The following is a 16,206-nucleotide window of genomic DNA, read 5'->3' on the forward strand; positions in this document are numbered from 1 at the left end:
AAACTCAGCGTCGCTTCGGGGTGAGATAGAGCACGGCGAGAGGAGGAAGTGTTAGGACGATGGAATGTTCCATCCCGTGAGCAGATTCTTGTCTGGCGGGGACAGGTTTTTCATTCACGATGCCGGACCCGCCGAAAACGGTGCGATCCGTATTGAGGCGTTCTTCCCACTCTCCGCCCAATGGCACGCCGACGCGATAATCATGATGCACCACAGGTGTCATGTTGCAGATGACGAGAACTGGCGTCACGCCGGGCGCCTGACGCAGCCACGCAAAGACGGTATTTTCCGTGTCATCGGCGATGACCCAGCGAAAACCCTCATTGTCGAAATCGCGGGCCGAGAGCGAGGGCTCCTGCCTGTACAGGGCATTGAGCGTGCACACCGTGTCGAACATACCGCGCCCCAGGGTATCGTGCATTCTGTGCCAGGCCAGTTCGCGGTCATTATGCCATTCTTCCCACTGGGCGAATTCACCTCCCATAAAAAGAAGCTTTTTGCCTGGATAGGCCCACATGAGCGCGTAATAGGCGCGCAGATTGGCATGGCGACGCCAGTCGTCCCCCGGCATGCGTGACAGGAGGGACCCTTTGCCATGCACGACTTCGTCATGCGACAGGGGAAGCACGAAATGCTCGGAATAGGCGTAGACCATTCCGAACGTGATGTCCGAGCCATGATGCGGCGCCAGAGCGGATCGTGCTGCATGTAACGCAGCGTGTCGTGCATCCAGCCCATGTTCCATTTGAAACGAAAGCCCAGCCCGCCTACCTCGGCAGGGGAAGTGACGCCCGGCCAGGCAGTCGACTCTTCCGCAATGAGTGCTGCATCGTGGCAGTAATCTCTGATGATGCCAGACAGCTCACGCATGAAGCTGACAGCTTCGAGATTTTCGCGCCCACCATAGATATTCGGGCACCACTCGCCATCCTTGCGGCTGTAATCACGATAGAGCATCGAAGCGACAGCATCGACACGCAGCCCGTCGAGATGGAAATTGCGCAGCCAGTAGAGAGCGCTACCAGTCAGGAAATTGCGTATTTCGGTACGACCGAAATTATAGATCAGGGTATGCCAGTCCTGATGATAGCCTTCCTTGGGATCGGAATGCTCGTAAAGATGCGTGCCGTCGAAAAGAGCCAGCCCATGGGCGTCAGCGGGGAAATGAGCGGGCACCCAGTCCATAATCACACCGATATTGGCCTGATGGCAGCGATCCACGAAATGGGCAAATTCGGCGGGCGTGCCGTGTCGCGAGGTAGGCGCATACATGCTGAGCGGCTGATAGCCCCACGACCCTGAAAAAGGATATTCGGTGATAGGCATCAGCTCGATATGAGTAAAACCCAGCTCGCTGACATAGGGTATCAGCTGATCGCCCAGGTCATTCCAGCTGATATAGCCAGTCGGACTGTTGCGTCGCTGCCATGACGGCACATGTAGCTCATAGATCGAGATCGGTGATCCCAGTGCTTGCCTCTCAGCCCGTTTCGCCATCCACTCCTGATCGTGCCAGTCATGCTCAAGCGGTGGCGCGACGATAGAGGCTGTTGCCGGAGGAAGCTCGGCATAGCGGGCATAAGGATCGGCCTTGGCAGGAAGGATGACACCACCCTGCGCCATAATCTCGAATTTATAGCGTTCGCCCGAGCCGATTCCGGGCACGAAAAGCTCCCAGATTCCGGCGCTGTGGCGCAGGCGCATCGGATGACGACGCCCGTCCCAGATATTGAAGTCGCCGATTACGGAAACGCGATGGGCATTCGGTGCCCAGACGGTAAACCGCACTCCCGAAATTCCGTCGATTTCGCAGATATGCGCGCCCATGATCTGGTCGATATCGCGGTGGTTTCCTTCCGCGAAGAGATACAGATCGAGATCGCCGATCAGCGTTCCGAAGCTGTAGGGGTCATGTGTTTCCTGCCAGCCATCGGCCCAGAGAATACGCAGGCTGTAGCCTGTCGACTGGACACTTATCGACGCAGCATAGATGCCCCGCTCGTCGATGCGATCCATCTTCTTTTCGAGAGAGGGCTTGTTTTTGCGCTCCGCAACGAGGCGCACTTCGACTGCATCGGGATAAAAGACGCGCACGACGTTGCCGCGTCCTTCACGGTGGCGACCGAGATAGGCGAAGGGGTCATGGATACGCCCTTCGACGATTTCATCGATCAGGATCCTCTCCTGAGGTTTGAGAGATTTGGAGGGCAGTTCAGCCGTATCAGTTTCGGTCATGGAAAGCAGTATCTCGCCTCAGGAGAAAGAGATCGTCTCAGGATGTCGTGCCGAAACGGGGTAGGTCTGTCCTGCCCAGTCCCGGATTGCGCGGGCGGCTTTGAGGCATTCTGGCCGTCCGGGTGAAAGAGGCATTGGGAGAGAGCGGCATGCCGAGATCGCTAAGCCTCGGGGCGATCTCGTTCTCGCCAATGGTTCGCGCGGGTGCCCGTCCGGCCATCTCGAGCAGTAGACGCGCGTAGTGGGCTGCCTTGCCGTGCCAGGACACGTCGTGCAGCGAGCCATTACGCTGCAACCGCGCCCATACGGATTTTTGCTTGAACAGCTTTCTGCCATGCTTGATGGCGCGATAAAGTGCATCGGCCTGAGTAGGCGCGAAAAGGATGCCGTTAGCCACACCTTCTTCGATTGCCGCCGCGTTGGCGTCGACGATTGTATCGGTCAGCCCCCCAACGCGCGCGGCGATAGGCACGGAACCATAACGAAGTGCGTGAAGCTGGGTCAGGCCGCAGGGCTCGAACCGCGATGGGATGAGCGACGCATCAACGGCCGAATGCAGGCGATGCCCGAGAACCTCGTCATAGCGCAGATGACAGACAAGGTTGCGCGGATAAGCGAGCTGCAAGGCGCGGAAAGACTGCATGATATCGGCATCCCCCACCCCCACCACGGCAAGCTGGATATTGGCCTTGAAAAGGCGAGGCGCGATCTCGGCCAGCACATCCACGCCCTTTTGGCGCGTCAGGCGGCTGACAATGCCCAGCAGCATGGCATTGGGGTCTTGGGGCAGGCCGAATTCGGCCTGAAAAACCCTCTTGTTTGCGCGTCTTCCTGCGATATCGCCAATGGCATAGGGGAATATGACGGCCGGGTCAGTCAGCGAGTTCCAGTCATGTAGATCGATCCCATTAAGAATGCCACTAAGATCGGACGAGCGGGCGCTCAACAGCCCCTCCAGACCCATGCCGTTCTCTGCGGTTTGAATCTCTTCGGCATAGGTTGCGAGACGGTGATCAAACGATCGGCGATCTGAAGCCCGGCCTTGAGATAGCCAACCTTGCCGTAGAACTCGACGCCATCGAAAGTAAAGGCGTGCTCTGGTAACCCGATGCGGGGCAGGAGGTCGCGTGGGAACAACCCCTGAAACGCCATGTTGTGAATAACATGAGCGACCGGCGGGGCCGGGCGCTCATCATAACGGAGATATGCCGCCACTAGGCCTGCCTGCCAGTCATGGGTCATCACCACATCGGGGCGCCACTGGGCAAGACAGCCTGAGCGACGCAGGCCGCCACTCGCGAAAGCACAGCGAAGCGCATGTCGTTGTCGACCCAGTCACGACCGTCCGGGCCGAGATAAGGTCCGCCAGCACGATCATAGAGTTCGGGAACATCGACGACATACAGGTGATGACCGTGGGCGGTGCCTTCCCACAAGGTGGCGCGATAACCGAGCATATCGAGAAAGATATAGGCTTCGTTCTTGTGGGTCAGAGCGCTCATGACCGAGGGGTAGCCGGGTAGTATTGTGCGGGTACGAACGCCGTGATGACGCAGTGCGGTCGGGAGGGAGCCTGCGACATCCCCCAATCCGCCCGTCTTCACGAACGGAAACATTTCCGCCGTGACAGAAAGAAGCTGCAGATCGGTTGGAAGCGCAACGATCTGGTCTGTCGGCATGGCGGGCCTCGTCTTTTTTGGGGGGCCGAAAGAATTCACGGCTCTTTAAGTATGCTAATACTTGTGAAACGCCGGACACCTAAAATCGTTATGACCTCGCGTTTATGTTATCGCCTCTTTCCTCGCTCTGAGCGTTAGGCGTCTCGCTACCCCAGTCCGAAATGCAGAAAACTGGGATACCGGGTCAGGATGGAAAGAAACCTATGAGCGATTCTTTTGGAAAACGCCTGAAAGAGGGAAGTCCTGCGGAGCGAGGCGCGGTCTATGATGGCAAGGGCGTCAACTTCGCGGTTTTCTCTGCCAATGCCGAGGCGGTCGAGATTTGTTTGTTCGATCAGAACGGCGAGAAAGAGACCGATAGGATCAAGCTCCCGGAATACACGGATCAGGTGTTCCATGGCTGGGTTCCCGATCTGCGCCCTGGCCAGCTTTACGGTTATCGGGTGCACGGCCCGTACGAACCGAAGGAGGGGCATCGCTTCAACCCAAACAAGCTTTTGCTCGATCCGTATGCCCGTGAGCATTTTGGCGAAATAACCTGGAATCCGGCCCTTTTCGGCTACCAGCTCGGTCACGCAGACAAGGATCTGAGCTTTGACGAGCGAGACAGCGCCGCCTTCATGCCCAAATGCGTCATCACCGACCCCGCGGCGCAGAACCTCCGTCCCCTGAAGACCCGTTGGACGGATACAGTCGTCTATGAGACTCATGTCAGGGGCTATACGCTCAATCATCCGCGTGTGCCTCGTCGCCTCCGAGGTACCTATGCAGGACTCGGTAATCGTCACGTCATCGAGCATCTGAAGTCGCTCGGCATCACCACCATCGAGCTGCTGCCAATCCAGAGCTTCGTCGCCGACGAATATCTCGTGGATAAGGGCCTTACGAATTACTGGGGATATAACACGATCGGCTTCTTTTCGCCCGATACGCGTTATGCAGCCGATCAGGATGACGCCCTCTCGGAGGTTCGTCGCATGGTAGCTGCCTATCATGAAGCGGGCATCGAAGTGATTATGGACGTGGTCTATAATCATACTGCCGAGGGCAACGAGCTTGGCCCGACCTTGTCGTTCAAGGGGCTCGATAATGCGTCCTATTACCGTCTCATGCCGGATGACAAACGATTCTACATTAACGACACCGGGACAGGTAATACGTTTAACCTGACCAAGCAGGCGCCAATACAATTTGTGACTGACAGTCTTCGTTACTGGGCAAATGAGATTGGCGTCGATGGCTTCCGATTCGATCTTGGTACGATTTTGGCCCGAGAGCTCGACGGTTTCGATAGTGAATCAGGCTTCCTGAGGGTTTGCCGCCAGGATCCGACCCTTACCCATCTGAAGATGATCGCAGAGCCATGGGATATCGGCCCGGGCGGCTATCAGGTGGGGCATTTCCCCCCCGGCTGGGCGGAGTGGAACGACAAGTTCCGTGATACGGTGCGCGATTTCTGGCGCGGTGAGGCGAAGGCCGATGTGCTGGCGCCGCGTCTGCTTGGCAGCCCGGACATGTTCAATCACTCGGGCCGTCAGGCCTGGGCGAGCGTGAACTTCATCACGGCCCATGACGGTTTCACCCTGCTCGATTGCGTCTCCTATAACGAGAAGCATAACGAGGCGAATGGTGAGGACAATAACGACGGCACCTCGGATAACCGTTCCAACAATTACGGTGTCGAAGGGCCCACGGATGACGAGACGATCAATGAGATCCGTTGGCGTCAGTGCCGCAACATGCTGGCCACACTGATTTTTTCCCAAGGCACACCGATGATTCTGGCGGGCGACGAGTTCGGTCGCACTCAGGGGGGCAATAACAATGCCTACTGCCAGAACAACGAAATATCCTGGGTCAATTGGAGCATCAGCGAAGAGGGGGCGCGGCTTTCCAAATTCACGACGCGCCTGCTGGCATTGCGCAGACGCTTCCCTATCCTGCGTCGTTCACGTTTCCTGACTGAGGCATACAACCCGGATCTTGATGTCAAGGAATTGAGCTGGGTGAGCGCGTCGGGCGGAGAAATGGAACAGGAAGAGTGGTCTCAGGCCCAGTGTTTCGGGCTTATGCTCGATGGACGCGCTCAGCCGAGCGGTATCATGCGTCGCGGGGCCGATGCGACGTTGCTGCTTATCCTCAATAGCTGGCACGATGTGGTCCAGTTCACCTTGCCCAAGGCGGAAGGCGAAGAATGGAAGCTCCTGCTTGACACCAATCGCCCCGACGACGGCGAGGCGCTTGAAGACGAGCATTTCGCACAGGAACAGGTCTATACGGTGACAGGCCGCTCTGTCCTGCTGTTCGAGCTGATCACCAAGCCAGAAACAAACTGATCTGGGAAGGGCGGGGATATTGTGCCCCGGCCTTCAGAAATCAGACCGGCATATCCCTGTTATTGGCGATGGCCTCCATCGAAAGATAGGAGGTCACCGTGTCGAGTTCGATCTTGCCTATCAGGGTTTGATAGATTCCATCGAACGCATTCATATCCTTGGCGACGATCTTGAGCATATAATCGTAGTCGCCAGCAAGACGGTGAAAATCGACGATATGCGGGATTGAGAGCACAGCCTCGCGAAACTGGCCGAGCCATTCGCGGGAGTGATAGCGTGTGCGCACCATCACGAACACGGTGACGCCAAGACCGATCGCTTCGTGCGAAAGGCGTATGGTTTCTCCCTGAATGACCCCTTCACTACGTAGCAGGTTGAGGCGGCGCCAGCAGGCGTTTTGCGATAGCCCTACCTTGTCGGCCAGCTCGCGCTGCGAGAGCGAAGCGTCGCTCTGAAGCGCGCGTAGAATTGCCTTGTCGATTTGATCCATAAAAATCCTGAAACAAGATCATTTGATAGAAAAATAGCGTATATTGTGAGGAATTAGGAAGGGTTTTCTCGGTTGGGGCGCATTAAGTTTGCTGTGTCACCAGCCGGAGCCGTTCACATGTTCGATCCTGAAACCTGTCTTGCCGATTTCGCCCGCTCTCTGGGCACTTCTGATGGGCTTGCAGCTTTGCGCAAGGGCGTGATCGGTGAGGGCGTGCCGGTGCCTGGACCGTTCGGTGATCATCCCCTGCTTTACGCCGATTATGTTGCGTCAGGCCGGGCCTTGCAGCAGGTCGAGAGCTTCATGCTCACCCAGGTGCTCCCCTACTACGCCAACAGCCACACTCAGGCATCGTATTGCGGTCGCATGATGACCCGCCTGCGCGCCTCTGCCCGTGCCCATATCGCCCGGCTTTGCCAGGCCCCTGCGGGATTTAGCGTGGTTTTCACCGGTTCGGGAGCCACCTCTGGCATCAATCGTCTGGTGAGCCTGATGGGTATCGGGACAGCGCTTGCCGCAGGTGAAACGCCGCTCGTGCTGATCGGTCCGTACGAGCATCACTCCAATATCCTGCCATGGCGTGAGAGCGGTGCCGAGATACTCGAGATTGAGGAGGGTGCGCAGGGTGGTCCCGATCTCGACGCATTGGCGGCGGCTCTTGCAGCGGTGAAGCCGGGGCGTCTCATCGTCGGGGCGTTCTCTGCAGCCTCGAACGTGACCGGCATATTGACGGATGTCGACGCGGTGACACGTCTGCTCAACGCTCACGGCGCCCGCTCGGTCTGGGACTATGCTGGTGGGGCTCCCTATCTTGCCATCGATATGAAAGCCGGAACAGACGCCCAAAAAGACGCGGTTGTCATCTCGCCTCACAAATTCGTCGGCGGGCCAGGGGCTAGCGGCGTGATGATCGTGCGGGACGCGGCAGTTGCCATCACGCGCCCCAGCCTGCCCGGTGGCGGTACGGTGCGTTTCGTGTCGCCTTGGGGGCATGATTATTCGGCTTGTATCAGCGATCGGGAGGAGGCTGGTACGCCTAATGTCGTGGGCGACATTCGCGCCGCGCTGGCCTTTCTGGTGAAAGAGGCTATCGGTCAGGATTTCATGGATGCCCGGCATGCTGAACTCCGTCAGCGGGCCCTTGATGCCTGGCGTGATGTGCCTGAAATCGAACTGATCGGCACGGCGAAGCAGACTTCGGCCCTGCCGATTTTCTCGATGCGTATTCGCGATCGCCAGCGTGGAGGTTATGTGCATCAGCAGCTCTTCACGCGGCTTTTGTCCGATTGCTACGGCATTCAGGCGCGAGGCGGCTGCGCCTGTGCCGGGCCGTATGCTCATCGCCTGCTCTCGATCGATGCCCCTGCCTCCGCCTTGTTGCGTCAGGCCATTCTCTCGGGACAGGAGATCGAAAAGCCGGGATGGACGCGTCTGAATTTCAGTGTGCTGATGAGCGACGAGAAGGTCGATCGCCTTATCGATGCCGTCGCGACCCTCGCCCGCCGGCCTTATCCGATGGCCGATTTCTACCGTTGCGACGAACAGACGGCGCGTTTCGAGGCGCTCTCGGCCTGAGGGTGCTCAGGCGTCTTCCTCGGTTTCGTTCTGCGCGATCTGGAAGGCGCCCGCATTGAGCTTCGAAGCGGCCTGATGACCGAGCGAGACGGCACCGAGGCAGAGCAGGGCTGAAAGCGCGATATTGAGAAACGCACGCCCCCAGGCATCAGCGCGCAGCAGATCGAGAGTCTGCAGACTGAAAGACGAAAAAGTCGTATAGCCGCCGCAGAGACCGACCATGACGAACAGGCGCATGTTCTCCGAAACCGGAAAACGTCCATGCGTCAGGGTCAAGGTGCCGAAAAAACCGATGACGAAAGACCCGACCGTGTTGATGGCGAGGATCGTGCCCCAGGGCATGGCGCGGCTGTACGGAGCAGTCGCGAGCGTCACCAGATAACGTCCCAGCGTGCCCAGCGCACCGCCGAGCATGACGAAAAGGCAGGTCGTAAAGGACATCGGCTCAGGATACTCCGTTCATAAACAACAGGATTGCGGCCTTATCACAAGGCCGTCTCACGCGGCATGACTTTCTTGAGCCGGAAGAAGTCGAGAGTCTCGATGGTTGCCCCGGTCCCGGTTGCTTCGAGCTTGAGAAAGCTCAGAGGGTTGGCTGGAAAAAGCAGTGCCGTGCCGACGGACAGACCGCCATTGGCGAAGACTTCGAGCGTGCAGGCATCCAGCACGATCCTGACATCGAAATGGCGATCATCGGGATTGAGTGCGGTCGAGAACTGCCCCGTAAAGAACGGCTGCTTGAACCCATTGAGATCGGCCCTGTCGATCCAGAGCTGGCCGCTGAACGCATCGAACCCGATTGTCAGATTCTCACCGAGATCATTGCCGAACACGATCACGAAGCGCCCGGTGCGTCCCTTGTCGCCCAAGGCAGATCGGGCGTCATCTGATCGACCGTGACGCTCAGCGTCAATTCCAGTGCGGCACCGAGTGGTAGCGGCACCGATGCGCTCGCTCCTGCGGCCAGCTTCTGGCAGGCGAAAGGGATAGGGGCTTCGCGCAGCGTCTCGAGCCCTCGCGGTGACTGTGCGAGACGCAGCCAGCCTGCAGAGTCGTGACGCAGGGTCATAAGCCTTGGTAGCGTCATGCAGCCGCGCCAGCTCTGGGTTGGCAATTCCTGGCAGTATTGCCAGTTGCCCAGCCAGGCGATCGAGACGGCTTCATTGCCCGGCATGTTCTCGTAGCATTGCAGGGCATAGGCATCCTTGGCGAAATCGGTCAGGCCGATCACCGTATCATCTGGCGTAAAACGGCTGCCATCGAAACTGCCGACGAAATACTGGGTAATGCTGCCGCCAGTCGGACCGCCCGGATTGACCGAAATGAACAGCACCCAGCGCGATCCGCCCCCCTCAATGGGAATTTCGATCAGATTGGGACATTCGTAATCGACACCGAACAGCCCCGATGGGCCGAAATCGCTCGTATGGGTCCAGTGTTGAAGGTCTATCGAGGCGTAGAATGCGATCTGATGCAGACGCGCCTTGGCGACCACCATCACCCATTGACCGGTGGGCTTGTGAAAGATCACCTTTGGGTCGCGGAAGGAATTGCTGCCGATATCGAGCACCGGGTTATGCGCGATATCCTTGAAGCTCTTGCCCTGATCGTCGCTGATGGCCAGAAACTGTGTCTGTTTCTTGGGGGTCGCGCGTGTGTAAAGCGCCACAAGGCCGCCCTTGCCCGCAGGGAAGAGACTGGACGTGTTTTGCGCATCGAGCACCGCGCAGCCCGTAAAGGCCTCGCCCTCGGGCGTTTCGCTGAGTGCGATTGGCTGATCCTCCCAGCTCAGGAGATCGCCGCTTGTCGCATGCCCCCAGTGAACGCGCCCGGCATAAGGAGCGAAAGGGTCGTATTGATAATAGAGATGATAGACCGAGCCGTCATGAATCAGACCGTTCGGATCATTCATGAAGCCGTGCTCGGGCGTGTAATGGATGGTGGGCCGATAAAGCGCGTCAGCCTGCGTGCGAATGACCGGGTGCGAGGTCGCTCCGGGTTGATCGGCGGGTGAGGGATGAGAAGCGTTAGGCTCTGCCTTGCGCTCGCCCTCAGGGGCGCGGGGCGGGGCCTGCGGGCCGGGCTCTGCCGCCTGTGCGATAGAGAGGCCGACGACGCTCCCCCTGTTGCGAGCAGCGAGGCAAGCGCCGTGCGTCGGCTCAAACCGGGGGCAGTGGGGCGCTTGGCCATGCAGATCTTCCTCATCCCATTTCAAGAGGGGCAGCATAGGCTTGACATTGCTGCAGTGCCAAATCAGGCGTCGCTCCCTTTTGAAGTTCCGATGGCTGTATTCCGGTCACGGTTTGATTTCGGCTGAGACGCGCAAAGATTCTTGCATTCATGTTTTGTCACATTTAACGTAATGATAACGATATGGCATTGTTCTTATATCGGAATTAAATATTGGGAGATCAGCTCGATATGCGTCATGAATGCAAGGGGCGACGAACCCCATACGCAAAACAAATCCTGATCTGTGCTTCTGCTCTTTGCTATGTTTCTTCGCTTGCCCTGTCGCAATCAGCAGCAGCTGAGGCGAGGCCAGTGGATAAGCAGAAGAGTTTTTCGGCAGCCACTGCGAAGAATGTGCGCCATCACGCCCCTCCTCGAGAAATGAGACAAGGTACGCGTCTGCGTCATGTGTCGAGGCGCGATGTCGAGGCGCGATCTGGCGAGTCGATGGTGATTTCCGCGCATCGCATTGCGTCTCACGGTGCGACGGAAATGGTTACACGCCAGACAATGGATCATTTCACGGCTGGCACGAGCCCCATGCAGATTCTGGCGCTCACGACGCCGGGCGCCAATTTTGCTTCTGACGATGCGTTCGGCCTCGATACGGTCGCCAACACGCTCTATATTCGTGGCTTCAATCAGTCGCAGCTTGGCGTTTCCATGGACGGTATTCCCATGGGCACGCAGGGCTTTCACAATTGGAACGGCCTTGGCGTCGACCAGATGGCGATTCAGGAAAACATTGCCGGCATGACGCTCACACAAGGCGCAGGCGCGGTGGAAATGCCCTCCGCCCAGACGCTTGGGGGCGCGATCACCTTCACTACGGATGATCCGCAGGACAAGGCGGGCGGGCGGGTCAGCCAGACTTTCGGCAGTTTCGACCTGTTTCGTACTTTCGCGCGGGCCGATAGCGGTATCCTGAACCCGACGGGTACGAAATTTTACGCCTCCTACGCGCGCACGGCGCAGGATCTGTGGAAAGGCTTCGGTGACCAGCAGGAGCATCAGGCCAATTTCAAGCTGGTACAGCCCGTTGGGGAGCATGGGAAAATCACGGCGATCTTCGATTATTCGAATTTTGATCAGTATAATTTCATGAGCCTGACCAAGAACATGTGGCGCCTTCTGGGGCGGAACACGACCTATCTGAAGCCGGATTACGAGAAGGCCAAGCAATACGCCTTTTACGCCCAGAATGGCGGCATCCCGCCCGGGTTACCTGCCGGCATCACTAATGACGAGGTGGGTGATTTCGCCTATGACGGCACGCAGGAGCAGCGCAATTACCTCTCGGCGGTTCGGGGTGATTTCGATCTGGCTTCCAATATCATTTCGCACACACTGGCCTATGGACATATTTCCAACGGCGTCTATCAGGGCACTAACCCCTTTCTGATTTCACCGAGTTCGGGCGTGTTGATGGCCGATCAGGCGGGACATCCTGATGTGCGCCGACTGGGCATGACTCAGAGCTTCGACATCAAGCTGCGCCATCATACCATCCAGACCGGCCTATGGTATGAGAATGACCGCTTCAATTATCCGATGCGTCTGTACGAGGAGGGGCAGGATGAGGCGCATAATTCAAAGAGCGATTATTATGCCTATCAGGCGACGACCTGGTATGCAGATTCATTCAACACCAATACTTTCCAGTTCTATATCCAGGACGTCTGGCACCTTACCAGAGGTATGACTCTTGCCGGCGGCTTCAAATCGCTCACCCAGACGACTCATGGTGGGACGAGTTTCGATCAGACCGGTGCGCTCGCCGATAGCTGGGGCACCTATTACAGCCATCCGGCCTCGGGTAGCCTGACCGCTTCGAATGCGTTCCTGCCGCATTTCAACTGGGACTGGCATTTCGGCAATCACCATGAACTTTATTGGGATATCGCCGAAAACATGCGCGCCTATGATTTCGGGGCACAATCGGGGTCGGGCAATCCCTGGGGCGGGCTGGGCTCGTCAGCCAATCCGGCACAATCGGTGTTCGATGCCAGCAAGAAAACGCTCAAACCCGAGCGCACCTGGAATTACGTGATCGGCTATCGCTTCAATTCGGAATTTTTCTCCGGTAGCGCCGATTTCTATCACACCGATTATATCAACCGTCTGGCCGCCATCACCAGTGGCCCGACCAATAACGTCTATGCTGCCTTTCTCAATGTCGGGCATGAGACTATGAACGGGGCTGACGTGCTGGGCACGATCCGCCCCGTTAAAGGGCTGGAAATCACGAACAGCTTCAGCTGGAATGATGCAAATTACGAAGACTCAGCCCTGCTATAACGGGACGACAATCAGCATAAAGGGCAAGAACCAAGTCTATTATCCAAAATTTATGTACAAGGCGAATCTGACCTATACATGGCGTAGTGCCAGCTTTAACTTCAACACGACCTACACCAGCGTCGTGCCATGACCTACACCAATGATGAGTATATTCCGTCCTACTGGACGTCCAATATCAATGCGAGCTACGATTTCGGCAGGGTTCTGTTCGCCCGCGGCATGAAGATGTCGATTGGTGTCACCAATCTGTTCAACAGCGATTATATCGGTGGCGTCTATGGCGCAGCGTCCGTTTCGGGCGACGACAATGCCAACCTCTTTGTGGCGGCGCCGCGGGAATTCTTCGGCACGATTGCTGCGCAATTCTGACGATTTCAGGCGGGGGAGTTTCCCTCGTCTGACAGTTCAGCCCGTCGTTCACACAGTGGTGTTCTTGTGTCGCAAAAAAACATCGTTTTTTGTTAAGAGCTGATCTATTTAATGGGATATGGTCGTTATATCTAACATGAGGCGGCAGAGGAAAGTACTCCCTGCGGCTCTCCTGAAAGGAAGACGACAAGATGGCACAGGCCCTGGTTCTGGAAGAGCGTGGTGTTCTGTCATTGCGGGAAATCGCGCTTGATGAGGCACTTGGCCCCGATGATGTGCGTATTGCCATTCATACGGTCGGTATCTGCGGCAGCGATGTGCATTATTACACCCATGGCGCGATAGGCCCCTTCGTGGTGCGTGAGCCCATGGTGCTGGGTCATGAGGCCTCGGGCACGATCACTGCGATCGGGTCGGCTGTCACGGGTTTTAGCATTGGCGATCGCGTCTGCATGGAGCCGGGTATTCCCGATCCGCAGTCTCGTGCCGCGCGTATCGGTCATTACAATATCGATCCTGCCGTGCGCTTCTGGGCGACGCCACCGGTGCATGGGTGTCTTACCCCGTCAGTCGTTCATCCGGCGGCTTACACGTTCAAGCTGCCTGATCAAGTGAGTTTTGCCGAAGGGGCGATGGTCGAGCCTCTTGCCGTTGGGGTTCATGCCTGCGTCAAGGCCCGTTTGCAGCCGGGCGATGTCTGTCTTGTCACCGGGGCAGGGCCGATCGGCATCATGACGGCGCTTGCCGCTCTGGCCTCCGGGGCAAGCCGCGTTTTCATCAGCGATTATTCCGCGCCCAAACTGGCCATAGCCGGGGCTTATGCCAATATCGTGCCGATCAATCTTGCCGAAACCAGGCCCGTCGAAATCGTCGGCGCGCATTGCGGGTCCGGCTGGGGTGTCGATGTCACATTCGAGGCGAGCGGCTTCGAAAGCGCCTATCAGGATGCGCTCGACTGCACCCGTCCCGGTGGGCGTTTGGTTCTGGTCGGTATGCCGCCAAAGAAGGTTGCGTTCGATATCGTGGCGGCCCAGGCCAAGGAATTGACCATCGAGACGATCTTTCGTTACGCCCATGTCTATGACCGGGCTATTGCGCTGATCGCCTCGGGCAGTATCGATCTCAAACCGCTTGTCTCGGCCAGTTTTCCTTTTCACGAGGGTGTGGCGGCATTCGAAAGAGCAGCCGAGGGGCGCCCTGACGATGTAAAACTCCAGATTACGCTCTGAAGCCTTGCGGGAAGTGGCGGCATTCATGGCGACCCGTGAAGACAGGGGAGACAGTCGGCGTGGCGGGCGCTTTCCTGCCATTCTGGAACTGTTTACCGACCAGAAGGTCGAGAGCTTTCGTTGGCATCGCCATGATTATCCCGCGTCGATCGCCTGCTGGAATTACCACCCGGAATACGAACTGCACCTGATCACGCATGGTGCGGGCCGCGTCATGATTGGCGATCATATCGGCCCGTTTGCAGCGCGACAGCTCGTTCTCGTCGGGCCGGATCTGCCTCATGCCTGGTTCAGCCTGCTTGGTGAGGGAGAGGTCATGGCAGGCCGCGATGTTGTGCTGCAGTTCAGTCAGAGCTGGATCGACGGGTTGATCGGCCTTTGCCCGGAGCTGGTAGGGCTATCACGCCTTCTGGCAGCTTCCCGTCACGGTCTCGAATTTTCGGGTGAGCAGGCATTACGCTGTGGCGACAGGCTGGAAGAGCTGGGCGAAAAAACCGGCGGAGCGCGCCTGGCCGGGGCGATTGCCCTCTTGGTTGATCTGACAAACTGCTCCTGGCGCCGTCTCGCCACCAGGCGCGATCTGGAGACGCCGGAATCGACAAAAGGAGGGCAGATCGCGTGTCTCGTGCGGCAACTGCTTGCAATGGATCCAGCGGAGATCCGTCATGAAACAGTCGCCGCATCGCTCGGCATGACCGCATCGACCTTCTCGCGTCAGTTTCGTGCTCTCACGGGCGAGAGTTTCATGTGCTTTCTTCAGAAGCTGCGCATCGGACATGCCTGTCATTTGCTGACAACCACCCCTTTGGCTGTGACAGATATCTGCCGGGCATCCGGGTTCGGCAATCTCTCCAACTTCAACCGTACTTTTCTCAGCCTGCGTGGTTGCACGCCCCGTCAGTTCCGTCAGCAGGCCCAACAGATTGCGATGCTGAAACGCGCGCTGTTGTCGCCCCATCAGGAGGTTTGGTTCTCTCATGACCCGTCTTTCCGAACGCTTTTCCCTTTCTGGTAAAATCGCCGTCGTTACGGGTGCCTCGCGTGGCCTTGGCGTTACGCTGTGCGATGTCCTGAGTCAGGCTGGGGCGGACATCGTGGCTGTTGCACGCGATGAAGCCCTGTTGGCCGAGACGCAGGCAATCGTCTCGAAAAACGAGCGCCGCTGTCTGTCCATTGCCGCCGATCTGCTCGATGCCACCGCTGCCGACAGAGTAAAAGCGCGCATCGAGGCCGAGTTCGGCGCTGCGACCATTCTCGTCAATAATGCGGGGATGAGCATACCGAAAACCCTGATCGATCAGAGCGTCGAGGAATGGGATTCCATACTAGCCCTCAATCTGCGGGCTCCCTGCTGATGGCTCGCGCCTGGCGCCGGGCATGATCGGGGCGGGTGGTGGCAAGATCATCAATATCAGTTCGATGGCCAGTTCTGTCGCCTTGACGGAACATGGCCCCTACGTCGCCTCGAAAGCCGGGTTGAACGGACTGACCAAGGTGATGACGGCAGAATGGGGCCCGCACAACATTCAGGCCAATGCCGTCTGCCCTACCGTTGTCTGGACTCCCATGGGTGAGCGCGTCTGGGGTGTTGGCGACAAACTGGCCCGTTTTTTGGAGAAAATTCCCTCGGGTCGTGTCGCGACCCCCGAAGAAGTCGCCGATCTGGTGCTCTATCTCGCGTCTCCTGCCTCAGGAATGGTGAACGGGCAGGAGATCTTTGTCGATGGCGGGTATACTGCGCTCTGAGACCGCTGATTGAG

Annotated in this window: 10 protein-coding genes and 3 pseudogenes; 7 read left to right on the top strand and 6 right to left on the bottom strand. The window is 57.8% G+C overall.

The features are described from left to right. Nucleotides 1-4 precede the first annotated feature (4 nt). Both glgB and glgA read right to left on the bottom strand, forming a co-directional pair. Nucleotides 5-2,235: pseudogene (gene glgB, locus JCM25414_RS15815) on the bottom strand (1,4-alpha-glucan branching protein GlgB). A 37-nt stretch (nucleotides 2,236-2,272) separates the two neighbouring features. Then, nucleotides 2,273-3,914, bottom strand: a pseudogene (gene glgA, locus JCM25414_RS26280) (glycogen synthase GlgA). A gap of 203 nt (nucleotides 3,915-4,117) precedes the next feature. Here glgA and glgX point away from each other — a divergent pair. Next, nucleotides 4,118-6,250, top strand: a complete 2,133-nt coding sequence (glgX, locus tag JCM25414_RS01330) for a glycogen debranching protein GlgX (protein ID WP_025840478.1) — start codon at nucleotides 4,118-4,120, stop codon at nucleotides 6,248-6,250. A gap of 40 nt (nucleotides 6,251-6,290) precedes the next feature. On the opposite strand, the gene JCM25414_RS01335 is transcribed toward glgX, so the two are convergent. Next, nucleotides 6,291-6,740, bottom strand: coding sequence for an Lrp/AsnC family transcriptional regulator (locus JCM25414_RS01335; protein WP_025840479.1), 450 nt, complete (start codon nucleotides 6,738-6,740; stop codon nucleotides 6,291-6,293). Nucleotides 6,741-6,857: 117 nt separating this feature from the next. Between JCM25414_RS01335 and JCM25414_RS01340 the strand changes: the two genes are divergently transcribed. Beyond that, the gene (locus tag JCM25414_RS01340; RefSeq protein WP_025840480.1) at nucleotides 6,858-8,315 is read left to right on the top strand and encodes an aminotransferase class V-fold PLP-dependent enzyme; all 1,458 of its coding nucleotides are present in this window, start codon (nucleotides 6,858-6,860) and stop codon (nucleotides 8,313-8,315) included. A gap of 6 nt (nucleotides 8,316-8,321) precedes the next feature. On the opposite strand, the gene crcB is transcribed toward JCM25414_RS01340, so the two are convergent. The 3 genes from crcB to JCM25414_RS15825 are packed head-to-tail and all read right to left on the bottom strand — an operon-like array spanning nucleotide 8,322 to nucleotide 10,542. Further along, entirely contained in the window at nucleotides 8,322-8,756 is a 435-nt protein-coding gene (gene crcB / locus JCM25414_RS01345) for a fluoride efflux transporter CrcB (RefSeq protein WP_025840481.1), read from the bottom strand. A gap of 44 nt (nucleotides 8,757-8,800) precedes the next feature. Further along, complete coding sequence (locus JCM25414_RS26905; RefSeq protein WP_408734854.1) at nucleotides 8,801-9,184, bottom strand: GH32 C-terminal domain-containing protein; 384 nt, start codon at nucleotides 9,182-9,184, stop codon at nucleotides 8,801-8,803. Then, nucleotides 9,151-10,542 carry a glycoside hydrolase family 32 protein gene (locus JCM25414_RS15825; RefSeq protein ID WP_408734855.1) on the bottom strand — a complete coding sequence of 464 codons (1,392 nt, stop codon included), beginning with the start codon at nucleotides 10,540-10,542 and terminating at the stop codon, nucleotides 9,151-9,153. The genes JCM25414_RS26905 and JCM25414_RS15825 overlap by 34 nt, the downstream gene beginning before the upstream one ends. Before the next feature lie 452 nt (nucleotides 10,543-10,994). Between JCM25414_RS15825 and JCM25414_RS15830 the strand changes: the two are divergent. From JCM25414_RS15830 to JCM25414_RS25660, 5 genes and pseudogenes are all read left to right on the top strand, one after another. Further along, nucleotides 10,995-13,217 (top strand): annotated as a pseudogene (locus tag JCM25414_RS15830) (TonB-dependent receptor domain-containing protein). A 191-nt stretch (nucleotides 13,218-13,408) separates the two neighbouring features. Then, nucleotides 13,409-14,446 (top strand): NAD(P)-dependent alcohol dehydrogenase, encoded by a 1,038-nt coding sequence (locus JCM25414_RS01360; protein ID WP_025840482.1) that lies wholly within the window; start codon nucleotides 13,409-13,411, stop codon nucleotides 14,444-14,446. Nucleotides 14,447-14,471: 25 nt separating this feature from the next. Beyond that, on the top strand, nucleotides 14,472-15,461 hold the full coding sequence (locus JCM25414_RS15835; protein WP_148300888.1) for an AraC family transcriptional regulator: 990 nt from the start codon (nucleotides 14,472-14,474) through the stop codon (nucleotides 15,459-15,461). Next, entirely contained in the window at nucleotides 15,424-15,801 is a 378-nt protein-coding gene (locus tag JCM25414_RS25655; RefSeq protein WP_277910917.1) for an SDR family NAD(P)-dependent oxidoreductase, read from the top strand. The genes JCM25414_RS15835 and JCM25414_RS25655 overlap by 38 nt, the downstream gene beginning before the upstream one ends. A 22-nt stretch (nucleotides 15,802-15,823) precedes the next feature. Further along, the gene (locus tag JCM25414_RS25660; RefSeq protein ID WP_277910919.1) at nucleotides 15,824-16,192 is read left to right on the top strand and encodes an SDR family NAD(P)-dependent oxidoreductase; all 369 of its coding nucleotides are present in this window, start codon (nucleotides 15,824-15,826) and stop codon (nucleotides 16,190-16,192) included. Nucleotides 16,193-16,206: the final 14 nt, after the last annotated feature.

This window comes from Asaia platycodi JCM 25414, assembly GCF_000614545.1.
GTDB classification, from domain to species: Bacteria; Pseudomonadota; Alphaproteobacteria; order Acetobacterales; family Acetobacteraceae; genus Asaia; species Asaia platycodi.